This window comes from Pseudoduganella rhizocola (assembly GCF_045984285.3).
Lineage (GTDB): Bacteria > Pseudomonadota > Gammaproteobacteria > Burkholderiales > Burkholderiaceae_D > Rugamonas.
This window is the reverse complement of sequence record NZ_JBJQIK030000002.1, coordinates 93066-113862: the sequence shown is the minus strand read 5'-3', so window position 1 is coordinate 113862 and position 20797 is coordinate 93066. Positions and strand designations below refer to the sequence as shown.

Sequence of the window (20797 nt, the reverse complement as noted above, 5' to 3'; positions counted from 1 at the left end):
CTCATGCACTCAGGTAGTCGTGACCGGCGTGAAGTTGATGACGATGTTCTGCACGTAGATGCTGGACGTTGCCTCGAAGCCGGAGTCGATACCGAACAATACCCACACCTTGCCTTCCGCATCCGTTTTCACCTTGATGCCGGTGGTGTTGCGCAGGCTCTTCGCCACATAGCTCGCGCTGCCGTCGCATGGCTGGCCGTTGCCGATATTGCCCATCACCAGGCTGGCGGCGCCCGGCGTGCCCTGGTTGCCGCGGTCGATATTCACTTTGGTATAGCCGGCGCTGTCGGCTGCCGCTTTCGGCTCGGTCGGCGATGCCGCCGCGATCACGTAAACGGATTCGCCCGGCGCGCCGCCCACGCCCATGCAGCCCGATGGCGTGTTGCTGACGAAGTTCACCTGCGCCGTGAAGGTGTAGTCGGTCGAAGCCACCAGTCCGGTGTACTGCTTTTTGATGTACAGGAAAGCGTCGTCGCTGTTATTGTGGCCGCCGATGAAATAGCCCGGAGCGGTGAACGGCGCAGGGATAGTACGTTGTTCAAACACCACGGCGGTCGGCGCGGTGCCGGCGGTATAGTCGCTGGTTTCGCTGATCCAGCCGGGCCAGTTTTCCGCCTTCTGGCTGAAGTCGGCAGTGAAGGTACGGAACACCGCCGTCGGGGTGCCGGTGCCTGGTGCAACCGGATCATCATCGCTGCCGCCGCAGGCGGAGAGCAGCACGAGCGTTGCGGCGGTCAGGGAGGCTTGCCAAATGCGCTTCATTGTTTGATTTCTTTCGCTGGTCGTTGATACAGATTTCGATTGTAAGAAGGATTACTTTACTGTGCTTGAGGTTTTTGTAACGAGTTGTATGTTGCATACTCCACGGGTAGAATCTTCCGCTTTGCCATCCATTTGAGGAAGACCGTGAAACAGACCGTTGTACGCCAAGTCAAAAGTTCGTTTACCGCCGCCGATGCGGTGGGCAACGCGCTGCATGTCAAGTTCACTTATATGGACAACAAGACTTCCATCGTCATCTTCCCTGGCTCCATTGTATTGTGGCTGCTGCGCCATATCCCGGTGGCCGATACGGCCCTGGTTGCCCAGCCGCCCCAGCCGGTGCCGATGTTCCGCGACGAGTGGTACCTGCCCGGCACGCCGCGCGTGCTGTCCGTGCAGTGCAAGCAGTTCGCCGACGGCGTGCGCATGACGCTGGAAACCGACGTCAAGCCGGACCTGAACCTGCTGGTCAACGCGGGCAACCTCGAACTGCTGCGCCAGGTCTTCCAGCAGTACGCGCCGCAGCTCGTCAACATCGACGGGCTCTGATCCCGCCTACCTGAGGTCTCCGCGCAGGTCGAGCACGGCCTGCTGCAGCAGTTCCGGCGTGGCCGCCACCGGGTCCACCGGACGCCCCACCGCCAGCGACAGGCGCGAACGCAGGCCTTTGCGGAAGGCCCGTTCCAGCACATTGTCCTTGCTGCGGCTGAGCAAATGGCCCCACAGGCCGCGCAGCGCCATCGGAATCACCGGCACCTGCGAGCGCTCCACGATCTTGCTGATGCCGCCCTTGAATTCATTGATCTCGCCGGTCGATGTGAGGCGGCCTTCCGGGAAGATGCACACCAGTTCCCCATCGTGCAGCGCATGCGCGATATCGACGTAAGCTTTCTCCAGCAGCCACGGGTCTTCCTTGGCGGGGGCAATCGGAATCGCCTTCGCGGTGCGGAAGATCCAGCCCATCAGCGGCGTTTTGAAAATGCGGTGGTCCATCACGAAACGGATCGGACGCGGGCTGGCCGCCAGGATCACGATGGCATCCACATAGCTGACGTGGTTGCACACCAGGACCGCCGCGCCTTCATCCGGAATGCGCTCGGCGCCGACCACTTTCACGCGGTGCAGCGTATGGATCAGCAGCCATGCCAGGAAGCGCATCAGGAATTCCGGCACCAGCGTGAAGATATACACCGCCACGATGGCGTTCATGATGGCCGTCGCCAGGAACAGCTGCGGAATCGACAGGCCCTGCCCCAGCAGCAGCATGGCCACGCCGGCCGCCGCCACCATGAACAGCGCGTTCAGGATATTCATGCCCGCGATGGTGCGCGACAGGTGCTGCGGATCGCAGCGCAGCTGGATCAGCGCAAACAGCGGCACGATGAAGAAACCGCCGAACACGCCGATCAGGATCACATCGAACAGGATGCGCCAGCTGCCGTCCTGCGCCAGCATGCCCAGCGCATCCACCGAAGCGGTGCCGGCATAGCCAAGGCTGGCGAAGTACAGGTCCACCCCGAACAGCGAGAGGCCGATGGAGCCGAAGGGCACCAGCCCGATCTCGACCTTGTGGCCGGACAGGCGTTCGCACAGCAGCGAACCGGCGCCGATGCCGAGCGAGAATGCCGTGAGCAGCATGACGAACACGCTGTGATCGCCGTGCAGGTAAGTCATGGCGTAGACCGGGAACTGCGCCAGCACCAGCGCGCCGTAGAACCAGAACCAGGAGTTGCCCAGCATGGACAGGAAGACCGAACGGTTCCTGCGCGCGAAGGAGATGTTGCGCCAGCTTTCCGTAAGCGGATTCCAGTTGATCTTCAGGTCCGGCGCAGGCGCAGGGGTGACGGGAATGCGGTAGGAGGCGATCAGGCCCAGCACGGCGAAGGCGATGGTGGCGGCAGCCACCATGCGGATGCCCCAGGGCTGCTGCATCACGATCACGTCGCCCGCGATCTGGCCGAGCAGGATGCCGACGAAGGTGCCCATCTCCACCATGCCATTGCCGCCGGTGAGTTCTTCCGGCTTCAGCTGCTGCGGCATATACGCGTACTTCACCGGCCCGAACAGCGTGGAGTGCGTGCCCATGCCGACGATGGCGAGAATCAGCAGCCAGAGCGTGTGCGTCAGCCAGCCGACACCGGCCATGGCCATGATGCCGATTTCCAGCCATTTGATAAAGCGCGTGAGCCCCGCCTTCTCGAACTTCTCCGCGATCTGTCCCGCCGTGGCCGAGAACACCACATAGGGCAGGATGAAGAGGCCGGGAATCAGGTTAGTGACCATGGACGGCGACAGCGTGGTCCACGAGGCCGCATCGAAGGTGAGGATGACGATCAGCGCGGTCTTGAACAGGTTGTCGTTGAAGGCGCCGAGGAACTGGGTCCAGAAGAACGGTGCGAAGCGGCGCTGTGTCAGCAGGGTGAACTGGCTTGGTTTGCTCATGTCGCTGATGTCGTTTTGAAAAGTACCGGTAACATACCTCACAAAATGCCAACGGACAACCGGACCGCTCAAGCTTCCTTCATCGGCAGGCGGATGGCAATGCGCGTGCCCTGATGGCCGCTCTCGAGCTGCAAGCTTCCGCCCAGCGCATGCAACCTTTCCCGCATGCCGACAAGGCCGATGCCTGCGCCGATGCCTGCGGTATCGAAGCCCGCGCCGTCATCGGCGATATCGATATGCAGCACGCCGTCCTCCTGCGCCAGCGCCACCTCGGCGTGCCGCGCCCCGGCGTGCTTGACGATGTTCGACAATGCTTCCTGCACGATGCGGTAGGCCGATATTGCGGCTTCCGCGCCCAACGCCGTGAATTCCCCGCTGCTGCGGAAAACGAAACGGCAATCCGGATGCAGCGCGTCGTACTGCCGCACCATCTCTTCCACCGCCCCCTGCAGGCCAAGCATCTCCAGCATTTCCGGCCGCAGCCTGCGCACCAGCGAACGGCCGCTGTTGTAGAGTCCCAGCGCCAGCTGCACCACCGTACCGGCACGCTGGGCAATTTCCTGCGCCACCTGGGGCGGCTGCGCTTCGCGCGCCAGCGCGGCGATGCGTTGCGATTCCAGCCGCGCTGCAATCAGCGTGGCATTCAGTTCGTCGTGGATTTCCAGCGCGATGCTGCGCCGCTCCTCTTCCACTGCCGTATTGACCTTGCGGATCAGGCGGCGCTTCTCGGCATCGGCTTCCGCCAGCGCCCGCATCGATGCGCGCAGCGAAGCATCAAAGCCGTCGGCCAGCCGCCAGGCCAGCGCCGCGCACGCGAGCAGCACGGCGCCCGCGACCAGCAGCTCCAGCCAGAAGCGCTGCGACTGTTTGCGCAGCATCGCGTCCGGCGACATGCGCACCTGCACGAAGCCCACCGTCTCCACCGTCATCGAGGGTTTGCCGCTGCCGGCGGAACCGAAATACAGCGCCCCGTTCCCTGCCTGCGTGTTCACCCATACCAGGCGCTTGACCACGGGCCGTTCATAGTAGCGCGTCTCGGGGGAGCCTTTGCCCGCACCGTCCACGCGCAGCAGTTCGCGATGTTTCGCATCCAGCAGCGTCACACGGTAGATCGCCGTGTCGGACTGCACCACGCCTGCCACCGCCTGCTTCAGGTTCCCCATCTGCCCGGAAATCAGCGCGAATTCGCTGCCGTCCGCCAGCACACGGGCCAGCAGCTGGCCGCGTTCGGCCAGCTCCGCCCTCACCTCCGCCTGGCGCGATTGATAGCTGTACCAGAGCAGCGCAAGGCACATGGCCAGTACGGGACCGACGATCATCATCAGCAGCTGGCGGCGAATGCTCCAGTGCTGCCAGAAACGCGCGCGCATCTCAGGGCTGTATCAGGCCGTGGCGCACGGCGAGGCGCGTGATGTCCGCCGCGCGGAACACGCCCAGCTTGTCCTTGATGGCCTGGCTGGTGTTGCTGATCGTTTTGCTGGACACATCGAGCTGCTCCGCGATCTCCGCATTGGTCAGTCCTTCGGCCATCATGCGGAAAATCTCCAGCGAGCGCTCGTCCAGCAGCGACTGCGGCGAGGCGTCGCCGCGCACCGACAGGCTTGCAAGGCGTTCTGCAATCGCGGGCATGAAATACAGCTCGCCCTCATGCGCACGGCGCACTGCTGCCGCCAATTCTTCCGGGTCGCAATCCTTGGTGATGAAGGCGCGCGCACCGATGCGGTAAGCCTCCTTGATCAGGGAGTCCTGGTCGAACTGGCTGAGGAAAACGATGCGCGCCGCCGGCGACTGTTCGAAGACCTGGCGCGCGATATCGAGGCCGGTCAGTTGGCCTCCGAAGCGGATATCGAGAATCAGTACATCCGGCTGTACGGCGGCATGCTGCTCCAGCGCCTCTTCCGGCGTGCGCGCCTGCGCCACCACTTCCATGTCCTGGCCTTCGAGCGACATGGCGAACCCCCTCATCACGACCGGATGGTCGTCCGCCAGCATGATCCGGATGCGATTGCGCTTCATTTCCACCTCGTTGCAAACAGTTCTTCTATTGGATGGAAGCATAACATACCAAGAATTTTCCATGAAATTGCTAGGAAATTTCCATTTGATGGAATATTATCCTTCCATAACATAGCAATTTACCCACCAGGAGGACGCAATGGATCAGCAAAAAAACTGGAGTGGCATCACCGTAGTGGTGGCATTGCACGCCGCCGCCCTGCTTTTCATGCTGCACAATTCGAAAGTCAGCATCCTGCGCAGCACGCCCGGTGTGATCGAGGTCTTCACGGACCCGGTGAAGCCGCCTGAGCTCCCGCCGCCGGTACCGCTGCCGACCGCCGCGCCGGTGCTGCCCACGATTGCCGTGCCGCCCTTGCTGGACCTGCCTGTGGCCCCGCCCCAGCCCCCGCTCAGCACGCGCCAGCTCGGCGACGGCCCCGCGCCCGCAGCTACCACGACGACCGGCAGCACCAGCGGCTCCGCAACGGCGCCAACCCCGCGCGCCCCGGTGCAGGTGGCTGCTGTCGTGGATGCCGGTGCCTGCCCCCGGCCCGACTATCCGAAGAACGCCCTGCGCAACGGCGATACCGGCACCGTCATGCTGGCCTTCCTGATCGGCACCGATGGGCGCGTGGTCGAATCGCGCATCGAGAAATCGAGCGGCTTCCGCGAACTGGACCGCGCAGCCCAGACCGGTTTGTCGCTGTGCCGCTTCCAGCCGGGAACAATTGATGGCGTACCTCAACAGTCCTGGACGCGTATGCAATATGTGTGGAATCTCGACGCGTAATGCGCCACATGGCTGAGCCAAGCGAACGCGCCACGGCTGGCTTTTCTCCTATGATGCGAGGGTTAACATCCTCGCATCGGCATGATCACCAAGCTTTCATTCCGCCAACTCCTGCTGGGCGTCTTCCTGCTGATTGCCCTGCTGCTCAGCGCAAGTTCCATTCTTGCGCTGATCACGCTCGACCAGCTGGCCGCGCATAGCCGCGAAACCGGCCGCGATGCCGTGGCGCTGACCGCGAACGCGCAGCGCCTGGCGGAGCGCAGCGTGGCGATGGAGCGCAGCGCGCGCCAGTTCCTGGTGCTGAACGACCCCGTATTCCGCGAACGCTATGCCGAAGCATGGCGCGATGCACAGGCAGCGCTGGATGCCATCGCGGGCAGCCTGCCCAATGCCCAGGCCAGCGCCTTCGACGACTGGCGGCGCCATGGCGAAACCGCCTGGCAGGCGCTGGAGATGCCGCGCGCGCGCCGCAGCGCGCGCCAGCAGCTGCTGAACTCCGCGCTGTTGCGCCTGCCCGCCATCAACGAGGAGCTGGCCAGCGAAGTGAAGCTGGAAGTGGACCGCCGCAACAATGAAGTGCTGCGCGAGCTGGAAGCGCGGCGCCATACCATGACGGGACTGACAGCCGGCTCCATCGGCCTGGCGGCCATCCTGGCGTTCGGCTTCGGCGTGTGGCTGGCGCGGCCCCTGAAGCAGATCGAAGATGCGGTAAGCCAGCTGGGCGGCAACCGCTACGACCTGCCGATCGAAGTGGAAGGCCCGCACGACCTGCGCCGCCTTGGACTTCACCTGGACTGGCTGCGCCAGCGCCTGTCCGCGCTGGAGGCGGACAAGGCGCGCTTCATGCGCCATATTTCGCATGAACTGAAAACGCCGCTGGCCGCGCTGGTGGAAGGCGTGGCGCTGCTGGAGGATGAGGTGGCAGGCCCGCTCGCCCCCAACCAGCGCGAGGTGGCCGGCATCCTGCGCCAGAACACTGTATCGCTGCAGACCCAGATCGAAGACCTGCTGCGCTATAACGCGGCTGCGTTTGAAGCCCAGCGCCTGCAGCGGGAGCACGCCGACATCCGCCCCATCGTGGAACGCGTGGTCGACAGCCAGCGCCTGCAGTGGCAGGCGCGCGGCCTCACGGTCAGCATCGAAGGCGATGCGCCGCCGGTGCCGGTGGATGCGGACAAACTGGCCGTGGCCATCAGCAACCTGCTGTCGAATGCGGCGCGCTTCAGTCCCGAACGCGGCGAGATCCGCTTCGTGATCGCGCTGCACCGCAAGCTGCTCTACCTCGACTGCATCGACCGGGGACCGGGCATTGCGCCCGCCGATACCGAACATATCTTCGAGCCCTTCTACCAGGGCGAACGCCAGCCGCCGGGCGCCCGACGCGGCAACGGGATCGGCCTGTCCATCGTGCGCGAATATGTGAATGCGCACGGCGGCAGGCTGCGCCTGATTCCCTCGTCCCAAGGGGCACACTTCAGGATAGAACTGCCATATGAATAAGCACTACGCTCCCCTCCTGCTGGCCCTGCTGCTGGCAGGCTGCACGGCCCCGCGGCCGCCGCAGCACACAACCCGCCTGCCCGCGCCGCCCCCGGTGGCGCCGGCGCCGATTGCGGTCGCGCCGGTGGTGCCGCCGGATGAGGTGGCGCCGCTGCTGGCCTATCACCAGTCGCTGCGCCGCATGACGCAGGGCGAACTGCTCAAGGAACTGAGCGGCCTGTCGCTGCAGCAGAAAACACCGAAGCTCAGCCTGCAGTCCGGCATGATCCTGATGCTCACGCGCGGCAACGGCGACCTGGCGCGGGCCCAGGCCCTGTTCGATGCCGTGGCCAGCGCGGGAGAACCCGAGGCGCAGGGCATCAAGTCGCTGGCGGCGCTGCTGTCCAGCTACTGCGCCGAGGCACGCCGCCTGTCCGACCATGCGGAGAAGCTGGGCGCCCAGCTCAAGGAAAACCAGCGCAAGACGGAGCAGTTGACCGAAACACTGGAAGCGCTGAAGGCGATCGAGCGCGGCCTGCCGGTACGGCCCCAGACCAGCACCAACCCGCCGGGGGGCAAATAATGGCGGGCGGCGCGCACCTGCTGCTGGTCGATGACGACGCCGACCTGCTGCGCCTTCTGTCGATGCGCCTGACGGCCAACGGCTACCGCGTGACGGCGGTGGGCAGCGCGGAAGCGGCGCTGGCCCGCATGTCGATCGAGCTGCCGGCCATGGTGATCAGCGATATCCGCCTGCCGGAACGGGACGGCATGGCCCTGTTCCAGCAGATCCGCAACGAGTATCCGGCGCTGCCGGTCATCCTGCTGACGGCGCACGGCACCATTCCGGACGCGGTGGAAGCGACCACGCTGGGCGCCTACGCCTACCTCACCAAGCCCTTCGACGCCAAGGTGCTGCTGGAGCGCATCGAGCAGGCGCTCAGCATGACGGCGCCCAGCGCCTCGCATACCTCGAAGGATGACGAGTGGCGCGCCGAGATCATCAGCCGCAGCCAGTCCATGGCCGAGCTGCTGGCGGAAGCCCGGCTGGTGGCCGCCTCCGATGCCAGCGTGCTGATACGGGGCGAGAGCGGCACCGGCAAGGAGCTGCTGGCGCGCGCCATCCACCGTGCCAGCCGGCGCGCCAAGGCGCCCTTCATTGCCGTCAACTGCGGCGCGATTCCGGAACAGCTGCTGGAGTCCGAACTGTTCGGCCATGTGAAAGGCGCCTTCACCGGCGCGGTGGCCAGCCGCGAAGGCCTGGTGCAGGCGGCGGACGGCGGCACCCTCTTCCTCGATGAAATCGGCGACATGCCGCTGCTGCTGCAGGTGAAGCTGCTGCGCGTGCTGCAGGAGCGCGTGGTGCGCCAGCTTGGCTCGGACAACGGCCGGCCGGTGGATGTGCGCGTGCTGTCGGCCACCCACCGCGACCTGGATGCCGCCATGCTGGAAGGGCAGTTCCGCGAAGACCTGTATTACCGGCTCAACGTCATCACGCTGACGCTGCCGCCGCTGTCGCAGCGGCGCGAGGATATCGGCCTGCTGGCAACCCAGTTCCTGCAGTCGCTGGCGGCCAAGTACCAGAAGAACGTGAACGGCTTTGCGCCGGATGCGCTGGAGGCGCTCACGCGCGCATCCTGGCCCGGCAATGTGCGCCAGCTCTACAACGTGATCGAGCATGTGTGCGCGCTGGCGACGGCGCCGCTGGTGCCCTTGTCGCTGGTGCAGCGCGCGCTGCGCGTGCCTTCGCTCGAAGTGCTCAGCTATACGGAGGCCAAGCAGCGTTTCGAACGCAACTACCTGGTCCAGCTGCTGAAGCTCACGGACGGCAATGTCGCCGACGCCGCCCGCCTTGCCGAGCGCAACCGCACCGAGTTCTACCGCCTGCTGCAAAAATACGACCTCAACGCCGCCCAGTTCCGTGGCGACGGCCCCGCTGTCGCCGACGAGCGACAGGAATAATCCCTTAAAAATCATACACTTGGCAAACCAGCCCCGGAGCCTGTCGCCAGCCCACGACAGATTCCGGGCGCAGTTCATTTCCATCAAGCATGACATTCTTGCAAGCCCTTGATTTCATTGGCTTTTAGCGAGCTGGCACGGCGCTTGCGATATGAAGGCTAACGTCACTCGGCGTTCCTTTAAACATGAATGGAGATAAGACCATGACCAATACCAAACTGATCGCCTCCCTGCTGGCCGCCGCAACCATGGGCGCCGCCTCGCTGACCGTCATCGCTGCCGAGCCGCAGCAGGACGCCGCAATGGCCGGCGCCGCAGCAGCCACCGGGGACACCGCGCTGACTTCCAAGGTGAAGGCTGCGCTGGCCGACCAGAAGCAGATCGGTGTGACGACCAACCAGGGCGTGGTGGTGCTGACCGGCACCGTGGCCAGCACCGATGAAGGCACCAAGGCCATCCAGGCGGCATCCGCCGTGGCCGGTGTGAAGGAAGTAAAGAGTGAGCTGACCGTAGCCAGCAAATAAGCAGTAAGGAGCGTTCCCAGTAGTACCCTGCAGTAGCAGTATCTGAGAGTAGTAGCAGTACCTCCCCTTCCAGCGGGTGGCGCCTCGGCGTCACCCGTCTTTTTTTGTTCAGAAGAATTCGTCGAGCAGGCGGTAGAAGGAGGCGCGCCCGGCGTCGAAGCGCGCGCCGTAGTCGGCGAGGAAGACGTCGACCCATTCCGCACCGAGCTCGCCGCCGATCTCGCGGGTGGCCAGCGCCAGGTCCTGCCAGCGGTCGGCGATGCCGAGGCGGCCGCAGTCGATAAAGCCCGTAAAGTCCGCGCCGTCCACCATCAGGTTGGACAGGCAGGCATCGCCGTGCGCCAGCACCAGGTCTTCCTGCGCGGGACGGCGTGCCTGCAGCAGCGCAAACAGTTCCGCAGCGCGCATGCCGCTGTGCTCGTCGTCAAAGTCGGCTTCGTCAACCAGGCCGGCATCCATGCGCGCCTTGGCGCGGGCGATCCGCCGTGCGGCGCGGTGGTCGAAAGGACAATGGCTGATGTCGGTATCGTGCAGGCGGCGCAGCGCCTGTGCCATCAGGCCCACCTTGGCGCGCGGCGGCAGCAAGGCGGCTTCCAGGTCGCTGCCGGGCAGTGCGCCCAACAGCAGCCAGTTGCGGCCCGCTGCGCTGGTTTCGCACAGCACCGGGGCGCAGGGGATGCCGGTGGAGGCCAGCCAGCGCAGGCGTTCGGCCTCGCCGCACAACTCGCTCAGCGGATGGATTTCCTCGGTCTTGACGAACAGCGCCGGCAAGCCAGGCGCTTGAAGGCGCAGCACGCACGCATCGGACTGGCCCGTGCTGTCGGCCACGCCGGTGTAAGCTTCCAGCCGGCCGCGCCAGTCATCCGGCAAGGGAAGAAAGCTCATCGGCGCCGGCGGCTCAGCCCAGGTTTTCGAGGCGGATCTTGGTTACCTGCCCCAGCACGGTCGGCAGACCTTCCATGCGCGCGATGGCGGCCAGCACTTTCTTCTCCTGCGTCTGGTGCGTGAGCATGATGATGTCGGCGTGGGTTTCGCCTTCGCCCGGCTCCTTCTGCAGCATGGCGTCGATCGAGATTTCGCCGTCGGCGAGGATGCGGGTCAGGTCGGCCAGCACGCCCGGCTGGTCGGCCACGCGCATGCGCAGGTAGTAGGAGGTGGTGACTTCCGCCATCGGCAGGATCGCGATATCGGCCAGCTCGTTCGGCTGGAAGGCCAGGTGCGGCACGCGGTGCTCAGGATCGGCGGTAGCCAGGCGGGTGATATCCACCAGGTCCGCAATCACGGCCGATGCGGTCGGCTCGGCGCCTGCGCCCTTGCCGTAATAAAGCGTGGCGCCGATAGCGTCGCCCTGCACCAGCACCGCGTTCATCGCGCCTTCCACATTGGCGATCAGGCGCTTGGACGGGATCAGCGTGGGGTGCACGCGCAGCTCGATGCCTTCCGCGCCGTTCACCTTGGCGCGCTTGGCAATACCCAGCAGCTTGATGCGGTAGCCCAGTTGCTCGGCATAGCGGATATCGACGGCGTCCAGCTTGGAGATGCCTTCCACGTGCGCTTTCGAGAACTGCACCGGGATGCCGAAGGCGATCGCGGACATGATGGTGGCCTTGTGCGCGGCATCCACGCCTTCGATATCGAAGGTGGGATCGGCTTCGGCATAGCCCAGCTCCTGCGCCTGTTTCAGCACGGTGGCGAAGTCCAGGCCCTTGTCGCGCATCTCGGACAGGATGAAGTTGGTGGTGCCGTTGATGATGCCCGCGAACCATTCGATGCGGTTCGCCGTCAGGCCTTCGCGCAGCGCCTTGATGATGGGGATGCCGCCCGCGACGGCAGCCTCGAAGGCCACCATCACGCCCTTTTCCTGGGCCGCCTTGAAGATCTCGTTGCCATGCACGGCCAGCAGCGCCTTGTTGGCGGTGACGACATGCTTGCCGTTGGCGATCGCCTTCAGCACGAGTTCCTTGGCGGTGTCGTAGCCGCCGATCAGTTCGACGACGATGTCGATGGATGGGTCGTTGACGATGTCGAAGGGATCGGCCACCACTGTCACTTCGCCGTTCACGCGCTGCTTCGCGCGCTCCAGGTTGCGCGCCGAGACGGCGACGATTTCAATGCCGCGGCCCGCGCGGCGGCGGATCTCTTCCTGGTTGCGTTTCAGGACGTCGAAGGTGCCGCCGCCCACATTGCCCACGCCCAGCAGGCCTACTTTGATCGATTTCATGTTTCTGCTTCTGTTGCGGGCGCCCTTGCGCGGACGCCGGTGTTGATCGGGATTAGCCCTGCCGCTTGCGGTAGCCGTCCAGGAAGCGCGCAATGCGTCCGAAGGCATCCGTCATATCGTCGGTATTCGGCAGGAACACCACGCGGAAGTGATCCGGTGCGATCCAGTTGAAGCCGGTACCCTGCACGATCAGGACCTTGGTTTCTGCCAGCAGGTCGTAGGCGAACTGCTGGTCGTCCGCGATCGGGTAGATCTTCGGATCGAGGCGCGGGAACATATACAGCGCCGCTTTCGGCTTCACCACGCTGATGCCCGGAATATCCGTCAGCAGCTGGTATGCCAGGTCGCGCTGCTTGAGCAGGCGCCCGCCGGGGCCAACCAGGTCTTGTATGCTCTGGTAGCCGCCGAGCGCAGTCTGGATGGCAAACTGGCCCGGCGCATTCGCGCACAGACGCATCGAGGCCAGCATGTTCAGGCCTTCGATATAGTCTTTCGCGTGTCGTTTTTCTCCTGATACCACCATCCAGCCGGCACGGTAGCCGCAGGCGCGGTAGTTTTTCGACAGGCCGTTGAAGGTCACGCACAGCACGTCCTCGCACAGGGCGGCGATGGAGGTGTGTTTCGCGCCGTCGTACAGCACCTTGTCGTAGATTTCGTCAGCGTAGATGATCAGCTGGTGCTGGCGCGCCAGCTCGATAATCTGCAGCAGCACTTCGTCCGGATACAGGGCGCCGGTCGGGTTGTTCGGGTTGATGACGACGATGGCCTTGGTGTTCGGCGTGATCTTGCGCCGCATGTCCTCGATATCGGGATACCAGTCCTGCTGCTCGTCGCAGATATAGTGCACCGGGCGCCCGCCGGACAGGCTGACGGCCGCCGTCCACAGCGGATAGTCGGGCGCCGGCACCAGCACTTCGTCGCCATTGTTCAGCAGCGCATTCATGGACATGACGATCAGCTCGGAAGCGCCATTGCCCAGGTAGACGTCTTCGATGGTCACGCCGGGAATATCCTTCTCCTGCGTGTAGTGCACCACCGCCTTGCGCGGCGCGAACATGCCCTTGGAATCCGTATAGCCCGCCGCGTTCGGCAGCTGGATCTTCATGTCCTGCACAATTTCGTCGGGCGGATCGAAGCCGAACACCGCCAGGTTGCCGATGTTCAGCTTGGTGATCTTATGGCCCTCTTCTTCCATCTGGCGCGCCTTCTCCGGCACGGGACCACGGATCTCATAGCAAACTTCGGCCAGCTTGTTCGATTTCTGAATCGGTCGCAAAATCATTCCCCGGTATATCAATGCTGCACTGCGAAAATAACCCATTCTGCCGAATGCGCCCGATTTAATCAACCACTGTGGGGCGTGCCCGGAGGGAAAACGTTACAATAAACGCTCTTTTGCAAGCAAATCCGCTCATTATCATGAAGCTTCACGCCAGTTCCACACAGCAATATCAAACCATCACCGGTTATTTCCCCGGCGGCGTCGAGATCAACGCCCAGCCCTTCGACCATAGCCTGCTGGTGCTGCCGGAAACGGCGCCGCGCGCCTGGCCGGTGGATACATTCGAGGCCCTGACGGTGCAGCATTTCGAGCAGCTGCTGGCGGAACAGCCGGACGTGGTCATCCTCGGCACCGGCGAACGCCAGCGCTTCGTGCACCCGAAGCTGAGCGCTCCGCTCACCAGCCGCCAGATCGGCGTGGAGTGCATGGACACCAATGCCGCCTGCCGTACCTATAACATCCTGATGGGCGAAGGCCGCAAGGTTCTGCTGGCTTTGATTATCGAAAAAGCTTGAAACCACAAAACTTGCCTCAATATCAGCAACGCAAAATAACAATCACTTCCTCAGGAGATCCTTGTGGCTGAACGCCCAATCCCCGACTTTTCCGCCCCGATGACGGGCGGCCAGACCTTCCAGCTCGCCGGCCGGCCGGCCAAATCGACCGTGCTGTTCTTCTACCCCAAGGACAATACGCCCGGCTGCACCACCGAAAACATGGCTTTCCGCGACCTGCACCCGCAGTTCCTGGCCGCAGGGGCCGAGATCTATGGCATCAGCCGCGATTCGCTGCGCTCGCACGAGAACTTCAAGGAAAAGCTGGGCCTGCCTTTCGAGCTCATTTCCGACAGCGACGAAGCGCTGTGCGCACTGTTCGATGTCATCAAGCAGAAAAAAATGTATGGCAAAGATGTGCGGGGAATCGAGCGCAGCACGTTTGTCATTGACGCAAATGGCCGATTGGTGAAAGAATGGAGAGGCGTGAAAGTAGCGAATCACGTCGATGAAGTGCTGGAATTTGTGGCGCGTCAGGGATGAACGAACGCGCTGCACACTCAGCGATGCTCAACCGCAGCAGAACCTTGATTGTGTCAGCCAGATTTTGAGTCAAGCGAGTTTCTCTCTTCAACTACCCAGTGGTCTTTCCGGCCACTTCCCGGTATGTTTTACGGGCGCTCCTCAGCCCGCAGGCATCCTTATTATCCAAACCTGTCTCCGTCGCGCACCCTGGCTATCGCCCGGGCGCGCCTGGGGTATTTAATCTATTGAGATCCTGATGCCACTGCCAAAACTGCCTACCAAGCCAGCCACCCTGTTGCTGGCAAAAGATTACCCGAAGGCCAGCGGAGCGAATACTGTGCCCTTCCCCGAAGCTGAAGCAGCGCCTGCGCCGAAGAAAGCGGCCGTGAAGGCAGTTGCAAAACCCGCCGCCAAGGCTGCGCCGGCCGCCAAGAAGGCCGCCGCCAAAAAGGCGCCGGTACTCAAGGTTGCACCGCCGGCGCCGCAGCCGGCCGAGCCAGTGCGCGCCAAGGCGCCGCGCGGCAAGGTCACGCCGATCAAGGCCGAAGCGCCCCATCCGGTCAAGCACAAGGCCAATGAAGTGCAGCTCAAGTCGGCCACCAGCCGCAAGGCCGACAAGACCGGCCTGTCCAAGCTGTTCGTGCTCGATACGAATGTGCTGATGCACGACCCGACCTCCCTGTTCCGCTTCGAGGAACACGATGTCTTCCTGCCGATGATGACGCTGGAAGAACTGGACAACCACAAGAAGGGCATGTCCGAAGTGGCGCGCAATGCGCGCCAGGTGTCGCGTACTCTGGATGCGCTGGTCGGCGGCAACGACGACGATGCGATCGAACAGGGCATCCCGCTGTCCAAGCTGGGCAACAAGGACGCCAAGGGCCGCCTGTTCTTCCAGACCCGCCTGCAGGTGGCGGACCTGCCGGAAGGCCTGCCACAAGGCAAGGCCGATAACCAGATCCTGGCCGTGGTGCGTTCGCTGGAGAGCGAGCAGGAAGGCCGCGCGGTGGTGCTGGTGTCGAAAGACATCAATATGCGCATCAAGGCGCGCGCCCTGGGCCTGCCGGCGGAAGACTACTTCAACGACCATGTGCTGGAAGATACCGACCTGCTGTACTCGGGCATCGTGCAGCTGCCGGACGATTTCTGGAACAAGCACGGCAAGGACATGGAATCGTGGCAGGACACCAAGAACGGCTACAGCACCACCTTCTACCGCGTGACCGGCCCCTTCGTGCCTTCGCTGCTGGTGAACCAGTTCGTGTACCTGGAGCCGAACAACGGCGAGGCGTCCTTCTACGGCCAGGTGAAGCAGCTGAACGGCAAAACGGCCACTATCAAGGTGCTGCGCGACTACTCCCACAACAAGAACAATGTGTGGGGCGTGACCGCGCGCAACCGCGAGCAGAACTTCGCGCTGAACCTGCTGATGGATCCGGAATGCGACTTCGTCACGCTGCTGGGCCAGGCCGGTACCGGCAAAACCCTGCTGGCACTGGCTTCCGGCCTGGCGCAGGTGCTGGAGACCAAGCTGTATAACGAGATCATCGTCACCCGCGTGACGGTGCCGGTGGGCGAGGATATCGGCTTCCTGCCTGGTACCGAGGAAGAGAAGATGGGCCCGTGGATGGGCGCCTTCGACGACAACCTTGAAGTGCTGAACAAGTCCGACGGCGACGCGGGCGAATGGGGCCGTGCGGCGACGCAGGACCTGATCCGTTCGCGCATCAAGATCAAGTCGCTGAACTTCATGCGCGGCCGTACCTTCGTCAACAAGTTCCTCATCATCGACGAGGCGCAGAACCTGACGCCGAAGCAGATGAAGACCCTGGTGACGCGTGCCGGTCCGGGCACCAAGATCCTCTGCCTGGGCAATATCGCGCAGATCGACACGCCGTACCTGACGGAAGGTTCGAGCGGCCTGACCTATGTGGTAGACCGCTTCAAGGGCTGGTCGCACAGCGGCCACGTGACGTTGGCGCGCGGCGAACGTTCGCGCCTGGCGGACCATGCGAGCGACGTGCTGTAAGCGCGCCCGCTCCGCTCCAGGCCCCGCCGCGTGCGGGGCTTTTTATTTCACGCGGCGCGCGATGGGATGGTCTTCGTTCAGCTGCAGCAAATCCCATTGGTTGCCGTACAGGTCGGCGAACACGGCGACCATGCCATAGTCCTGCTGCCTGGGCTCGCGCACGATGCGCACGCCGCGCTGCTTCAGGCGTTCGAAGTCGCGCCAGAAGTCGTCCGTGTTCAGGAACAGGAAGATGCGGCCGCCCGCCTGGTTGCCGATAAAGGGCTCCTGCTCCGGCCTGGATGCGCGCGCCAGCAGGATGGTGGTGCCGGTGCCGCCGGGCGGCGCCACCACCACCCAGCGCTTGTCCTGTTCCGGCTGGTACGTATCGTCGAGCAGCTCGAAACCAAGTGTATTGACGTAGAAATCGATGGCTTCGTCGTAGTCGCGCACGACGAGGGCAATATGGACAATCGACTGTTTCATTTGCACTTGACCTTCCCACGGTGGAAAGGACTAGAGTATCAGTATTCAACCCATGAGGAGAAGCAAGATGTATCAGCTCGAAGTGCAGAACATGACCTGCGGCCATTGCGCGGCCACCGTGACCAAGGCCGTCAAGGCCATCGACAGCGCGGCGACCGTAAACGTGGACCTGGCGGCGAAAACCGTTGCAGTCAGCAGCAGTGCGCCGCTCGAGGTGGTGCGCGCGGTGATCGCCGAAGCGGGCTATCCCGTCACCAAAGCCGGCTAGGCTTCCAGCTCCGGATAGTGGCGGAAGATACCGTCTTCATTGAACGGTATGCGCCGCTCCGAAGCAAGGTAGGCGGCGATATTGGGACGCGCCGCTACCTTGTCGCGCAAGGCGATCAGGCCGGGCCAGTTCGCCTCCTGCTGCGCCATGGCCTTGGGGAAGGCATAGCGCAGTCCCTCGACCAGCTGGAATAGCGACAGGTCGACATAGCTGATGCGCGCACCCACGATATAGCCGCCGCGCGCAGGATTATTCTGCAGCACCTGCTCGAAGTAGCCGAGGAATTTCGGAATGCGCTCGCCCGTGAAATCGCGCGAGCGTTTTTTTGCTTCGCGCTTCTGGTCTTCGTAATAAAGATTGGTGGAAATGGGATGGTGCGTGTCGTGCGCCTCGCTGACGATGTCGGCAATCGTCAGCTGCAGCTGGTTGCACCATAGCCGCCCTGCTTCGCTGCGCGGCGCCAGGCCGTGGCGTTCGCCCAGGAACAGCAGGATATTCGCCACCTGCCCGATCAGCAAATCTCCCGCCTTCAGCACCGGCGGCGCGAAGGATGGCGTGCCGGGATGGGAATGGTCGATGGACGCCATCAGCGGGGGCATGCCCTCCTTTTCCCGCCCGATGTCCACATAGGGTAGGCCTGCCTCCTCCAATGCAAGCCGCACGAACTCGCCGCGCCCCTGGATCGTGGGCCAGTAATACAGGACATAAGGTTCCACGCGCTTCTCCTTCGCCGAACAAGTGATTTCATTGTAGCGGCGGGCAGCAAGCGGTGGCGCGCTTATGTTCCCAGCGTTTGCAGGATGGGGCAGTCGGGCCGCGCGTCGCCATGGCAGCAGCTGGCCAGCGTGTTCAGCGTATCGCGCATCTCCGTGAGCTCGCGGATGCGCTGGTTCAGTTCATCCACATGCGCCAGCGCGATCTGTTTCACGTCCGAGCTGGCGCGCGCACTGTCCTGCCACAGCGACAGCAGGCCCCTGATGCGCTCCAGCGAGAAGCCGAGATCGCGCGCGCGGCGGATGAAGCGCAGCGTGTGCAGTTCGCGCTCGCCATACACGCGGTAGTTGCTGCCGGTGCGCTGCGTTTCCGGCACCAGTCCGATGGACTCGTAGTAGCGGATCATCTTGGCGCTCACGCCCGATGCGGCGGAAGCTTCGCCGATATTCATGTTCTGTCCTTTCCTGCCGGCTGCCAGCGGCGCAGCAGCAAGGCATTGCTGATGACGCTGAAAGAGCTGAGCGCCATTGCCGCGCCGGCGAGCACGGGGCTCAGCATGCCGAATGCCGCCAGCGGAATGCCGGCGAGGTTGTAAATGAAGGCCCAGAACAAGTTCTGGCGGATCTTGTTCATGGTGCGCTTCGAGATATCGATGGCATCCGCCACCAGTGCCGGATCGCCGCGCATCAAGGTGATGCCCGCCGCATGCATCGCAACGTCGGTGCCGCTGGACATGGCGATGCCTACGTGCGCTGCCGCAAGCGCCGGCGCATCGTTGATGCCGTCGCCGACCATGGCGACCATCGCGCCCTGCTCTTTCATGGCTGCGATATGGGCCGTCTTGTCCGCCGGCAGAAGATTTGCATAGGCGCGGCCGATGCCGGTGGCTGCGGCAACGGCATCGGCGCTGCCCTGGTTGTCGCCGGTGAGCATGACGGTCTGCAGGCCGCGCTGCTGCAGGCGTTCGACTGCGGCGCGCGCCGTTGGCTTGGGCGGGTCGGTGAAGGCCAGCAAGCCAAGCAGGCGGCAGGCGCTTGCATCGGCCAGCCAGGACACTGTATGGCCGCTGTGTTCGAGCGCACTGGCGGTGGCCTCCAGCGCGCCGGTGTCCACGCCGCGTTCGCGCATTAGGCGGGAACTGCCAAGTAGCAGCAGCGCACCATCGACTTCCCCTTCCAGCCCCCGCCCCGGCAGCGCGTTGACGCGGGCCGCAGGCGCAATCACGGGCGCCGCGGCCACGCCCGCGGCGGTATGCGGGCCGCCTTGCGCCGTGCCGGCGCGCGCGATGCCGGCGGCATCAGTGGCGGGCTGCACGCCGGCAGCGGGCACGATGCCGGCGCGGGCGGCGGCGAGGACGGCGCGTGCCAGGGCGTGCTCGCTGCCGGCCTGCAGGGCCGCGGCTTGCGCCAGCAGCTGCGCCCCACTGGCCTGGCCGGCGGGCACCAGCGACGCCAGCACCGGCTGCCCCTGCGTCAGCGTGCCGGTCTTGTCGAACACCACGCTGTCGATGCGCTGCGCCAGTTCGAGCGCTTCCGCGTCCTTGATCAGGATGCCGTGGCGCGCAGCGACGCCGGTACCTGCCATGATGGCGGCCGGCGTTGCGAGCCCCAGCGCGCAGGGACAGGCAATCACCAGCACCGTCACCGCATTGATGGTCGCACGTTCGGCATCGCCGGTGGCGAACCACCAGCCCGCCAGCGTCAGTGCTGCCAGCACGATCACCACCGGCACGAACACGGCACTGACGCGGTCCACCAGATGCTGCACCGGGGGTTTGGCGGCCTGTGCGTCTTCCACCAGGCGGATGATGCGCGCCAGCGTGCTTTCGGCGCCCACCGCCGTGGTGCGCACCAGCAGCACCCCTTCGCCGTTGATGGCGCCGCCGGTCACGCGCTCGCCCGCATGGCGGGCAACCGGCAGGCTCTCACCGGTCAGCATCGATTCGTCCACATGGCTGGCGCCTTCCACAATCTCGCCATCCACCGCAATGCGTTCGCCCGGCCGCACCACCACGATGTCGCCAACGGCCAGCTGCCCGGTGGGCACATCCACATCCTGCCCGCCGCGCCGCACGCGTGCCGATTCCGGCCGCAAGGTCTGCAGCGCGCGGATTGCCGATGCGGTCTGGCGCTTGGCCCGGCCTTCCAGCCATTTACCGAGCAGTACCAGCGTGATAACGACCGATGACGCTTCGAAGTAGAGATGCGGCATGCCTTGCTGGCCCGCCAGCAGCAAATAGACGCTGAGGCCATAGGCCGCGCTGGTGCCGATGGCGACCAGCAGGTCCATATTGCCCGCCCCGGCCCTCAGCGCCTTCCAGCCCGCGCGGTAGAAGCGCGCGCCGAGCAGGAACTGCACCGGCGTGGCCAGCGCCCACTGCAGGGTGCCGTCCAGCATCCAGTGGTAGCCCAGCCAGCCGAGCACCATGGGCAGCAAGAGCGGCAGCGAAAGCGCCGCCGCCAGCGCCACGTGCAGTCCTTCCGCAGGCGCGGCGCGGGCCGTCCCGTGGGCCGCACCAGCGGCAGGACCGGAGGCGGGAGCGGCAAACGCATCGGCCGGCAGCCCGGCCTCATAACCCGCCTTCTCGACCGCCGCGCGCAAGGCATCAAAAGGCAGCGGCTCGGCCGACTCGACGCGCGCCGTCTCCGTTGCCAGGTTGACGCTGGCCTTGCCAACGCCCGGTACCGCCTGCAGGGCCTTCTCGACACGGGCGACGCAGGACGCGCAGCTCATGCCGCCAATTTTTACTGCCTGGGAATAAGGGGAAGTGCTCATCGGGATACTCCTTAGCCATCATCTGGCTACAGCATGAAGTATCCCATGATGGGAAGGTCAAGCGCTG

21 protein-coding genes are annotated in these 20797 nt (G+C 64.3%); 10 read left to right on the top strand and 11 right to left on the bottom strand.

The genetic code is table 11. The features are described 5' to 3' along the window. Positions 1-9 precede the first annotated feature (9 nt). On the bottom strand, positions 10-762 hold the full coding sequence (locus tag ACJRPG_RS04085) for a hypothetical protein (RefSeq protein ID WP_407998775.1): 753 nt from the start codon (positions 760-762) through the stop codon (positions 10-12). A gap of 144 nt (positions 763-906) precedes the next feature. Here ACJRPG_RS04085 and ACJRPG_RS04080 point away from each other — a divergent pair, with 144 nt between their 5' ends. Beyond that, positions 907-1311 carry a hypothetical protein gene (locus tag ACJRPG_RS04080; protein ID WP_407998774.1) on the top strand — a complete coding sequence of 135 codons (405 nt, stop codon included), beginning with the start codon at positions 907-909 and terminating at the stop codon, positions 1309-1311. Positions 1312-1317: 6 nt separating this feature from the next. Here the strand turns inward: ACJRPG_RS04080 and ACJRPG_RS04075 are convergent, their stop codons facing one another. From ACJRPG_RS04075 to ACJRPG_RS04065, 3 genes are all read right to left on the bottom strand, one after another. Then, complete coding sequence (locus ACJRPG_RS04075; protein ID WP_407998773.1) at positions 1318-3204, bottom strand: MFS transporter; 1887 nt, start codon at positions 3202-3204, stop codon at positions 1318-1320. A 68-nt stretch (positions 3205-3272) separates the two neighbouring features. Next, positions 3273-4574, bottom strand: a complete 1302-nt coding sequence (locus tag ACJRPG_RS04070; protein WP_407998772.1) for an ATP-binding protein — start codon at positions 4572-4574, stop codon at positions 3273-3275. Between the two features lies 1 nt (position 4575). Next, the gene (locus ACJRPG_RS04065; protein WP_407998771.1) at positions 4576-5220 is read right to left on the bottom strand and encodes a response regulator transcription factor; all 645 of its coding nucleotides are present in this window, start codon (positions 5218-5220) and stop codon (positions 4576-4578) included. Positions 5221-5359: 139 nt separating this feature from the next. On the opposite strand from ACJRPG_RS04065, the gene ACJRPG_RS04060 reads away from it, so the two are divergent. The 5 genes from ACJRPG_RS04060 (at position 5360) to ACJRPG_RS04040 (ending at position 9957) form a co-directional block, all read left to right on the top strand. Then, positions 5360-5992: an energy transducer TonB gene (locus tag ACJRPG_RS04060; protein ID WP_407998770.1), complete on the top strand. Its 633-nt coding sequence runs from the start codon at positions 5360-5362 to the stop codon at positions 5990-5992. Between the two features lie 81 nt (positions 5993-6073). After that, a complete protein-coding gene (locus tag ACJRPG_RS04055) occupies positions 6074-7492 on the top strand; it encodes a sensor histidine kinase (protein ID WP_407998769.1) in 1419 nt (472 codons plus the stop codon). Continuing rightward, positions 7485-8054 (top strand): hypothetical protein, encoded by a 570-nt coding sequence (locus tag ACJRPG_RS04050; protein WP_407998768.1) that lies wholly within the window; start codon positions 7485-7487, stop codon positions 8052-8054. Before ACJRPG_RS04055 ends, ACJRPG_RS04050 begins: the two co-directional genes overlap by 8 nt. Continuing rightward, positions 8054-9433 carry a sigma 54-interacting transcriptional regulator gene (locus ACJRPG_RS04045; RefSeq protein ID WP_407998767.1) on the top strand — a complete coding sequence of 460 codons (1380 nt, stop codon included), beginning with the start codon at positions 8054-8056 and terminating at the stop codon, positions 9431-9433. The genes ACJRPG_RS04050 and ACJRPG_RS04045 overlap by 1 nt, the downstream gene beginning before the upstream one ends. Before the next feature lie 203 nt (positions 9434-9636). Beyond that, positions 9637-9957, top strand: a complete 321-nt coding sequence (locus ACJRPG_RS04040) for a BON domain-containing protein (RefSeq protein ID WP_407998766.1) — start codon at positions 9637-9639, stop codon at positions 9955-9957. A gap of 108 nt (positions 9958-10065) precedes the next feature. On the opposite strand, the gene ACJRPG_RS04035 is transcribed toward ACJRPG_RS04040, so the two are convergent. From ACJRPG_RS04035 to ACJRPG_RS04025, 3 genes are read right to left on the bottom strand one after another with little or no spacing between them, the layout of a single operon-like run. Then, entirely contained in the window at positions 10066-10842 is a 777-nt protein-coding gene (locus tag ACJRPG_RS04035) for an APH(3') family aminoglycoside O-phosphotransferase (protein ID WP_407998765.1), read from the bottom strand. A 13-nt stretch (positions 10843-10855) separates the two neighbouring features. Then, positions 10856-12178 (bottom strand): homoserine dehydrogenase, encoded by a 1323-nt coding sequence (locus tag ACJRPG_RS04030; protein WP_407998764.1) that lies wholly within the window; start codon positions 12176-12178, stop codon positions 10856-10858. A gap of 52 nt (positions 12179-12230) precedes the next feature. Continuing rightward, positions 12231-13454 carry a pyridoxal phosphate-dependent aminotransferase gene (locus ACJRPG_RS04025; protein ID WP_407999373.1) on the bottom strand — a complete coding sequence of 408 codons (1224 nt, stop codon included), beginning with the start codon at positions 13452-13454 and terminating at the stop codon, positions 12231-12233. A 143-nt stretch (positions 13455-13597) separates the two neighbouring features. Here ACJRPG_RS04025 and ACJRPG_RS04020 point away from each other — a divergent pair, with 143 nt between their 5' ends. From ACJRPG_RS04020 to ACJRPG_RS04010, 3 genes are all read left to right on the top strand, one after another. Next, the gene (locus tag ACJRPG_RS04020; protein WP_407998763.1) at positions 13598-13975 is read left to right on the top strand and encodes an Mth938-like domain-containing protein; all 378 of its coding nucleotides are present in this window, start codon (positions 13598-13600) and stop codon (positions 13973-13975) included. A 78-nt stretch (positions 13976-14053) separates the two neighbouring features. Next, positions 14054-14497, top strand: a complete 444-nt coding sequence (locus ACJRPG_RS04015; RefSeq protein ID WP_407999372.1) for a peroxiredoxin — start codon at positions 14054-14056, stop codon at positions 14495-14497. A gap of 238 nt (positions 14498-14735) precedes the next feature. After that, positions 14736-16508, top strand: a complete 1773-nt coding sequence (locus ACJRPG_RS04010) for a PhoH family protein (protein ID WP_407998762.1) — start codon at positions 14736-14738, stop codon at positions 16506-16508. Between the two features lie 42 nt (positions 16509-16550). On the opposite strand, the gene ACJRPG_RS04005 is transcribed toward ACJRPG_RS04010, so the two are convergent. Then, positions 16551-16973, bottom strand: a complete 423-nt coding sequence (locus ACJRPG_RS04005; RefSeq protein WP_407998761.1) for a VOC family protein — start codon at positions 16971-16973, stop codon at positions 16551-16553. Positions 16974-17040: 67 nt separating this feature from the next. Here ACJRPG_RS04005 and ACJRPG_RS04000 point away from each other — a divergent pair, with 67 nt between their 5' ends. Further along, positions 17041-17241, top strand: coding sequence for a heavy-metal-associated domain-containing protein (locus tag ACJRPG_RS04000; protein ID WP_407998760.1), 201 nt, complete (start codon positions 17041-17043; stop codon positions 17239-17241). Here ACJRPG_RS04000 and ACJRPG_RS03995 read toward each other — a convergent pair. The 3 genes from ACJRPG_RS03995 to ACJRPG_RS03985 all read right to left on the bottom strand — a co-directional run bounded on the left by ACJRPG_RS03995 (position 17238) and on the right by ACJRPG_RS03985 (position 20730). Next, positions 17238-17957 (bottom strand): glutathione S-transferase, encoded by a 720-nt coding sequence (locus tag ACJRPG_RS03995; protein ID WP_407998759.1) that lies wholly within the window; start codon positions 17955-17957, stop codon positions 17238-17240. The two genes, ACJRPG_RS04000 and ACJRPG_RS03995, sit on opposite strands and share 4 nt — an antisense overlap. A gap of 62 nt (positions 17958-18019) precedes the next feature. Continuing rightward, entirely contained in the window at positions 18020-18406 is a 387-nt protein-coding gene (cueR, locus tag ACJRPG_RS03990; RefSeq protein ID WP_407998758.1) for a Cu(I)-responsive transcriptional regulator, read from the bottom strand. Further along, positions 18403-20730, bottom strand: coding sequence for a heavy metal translocating P-type ATPase (locus ACJRPG_RS03985; protein ID WP_407998757.1), 2328 nt, complete (start codon positions 20728-20730; stop codon positions 18403-18405). The genes cueR and ACJRPG_RS03985 overlap by 4 nt, the downstream gene beginning before the upstream one ends. Positions 20731-20797 lie beyond the last annotated feature (67 nt).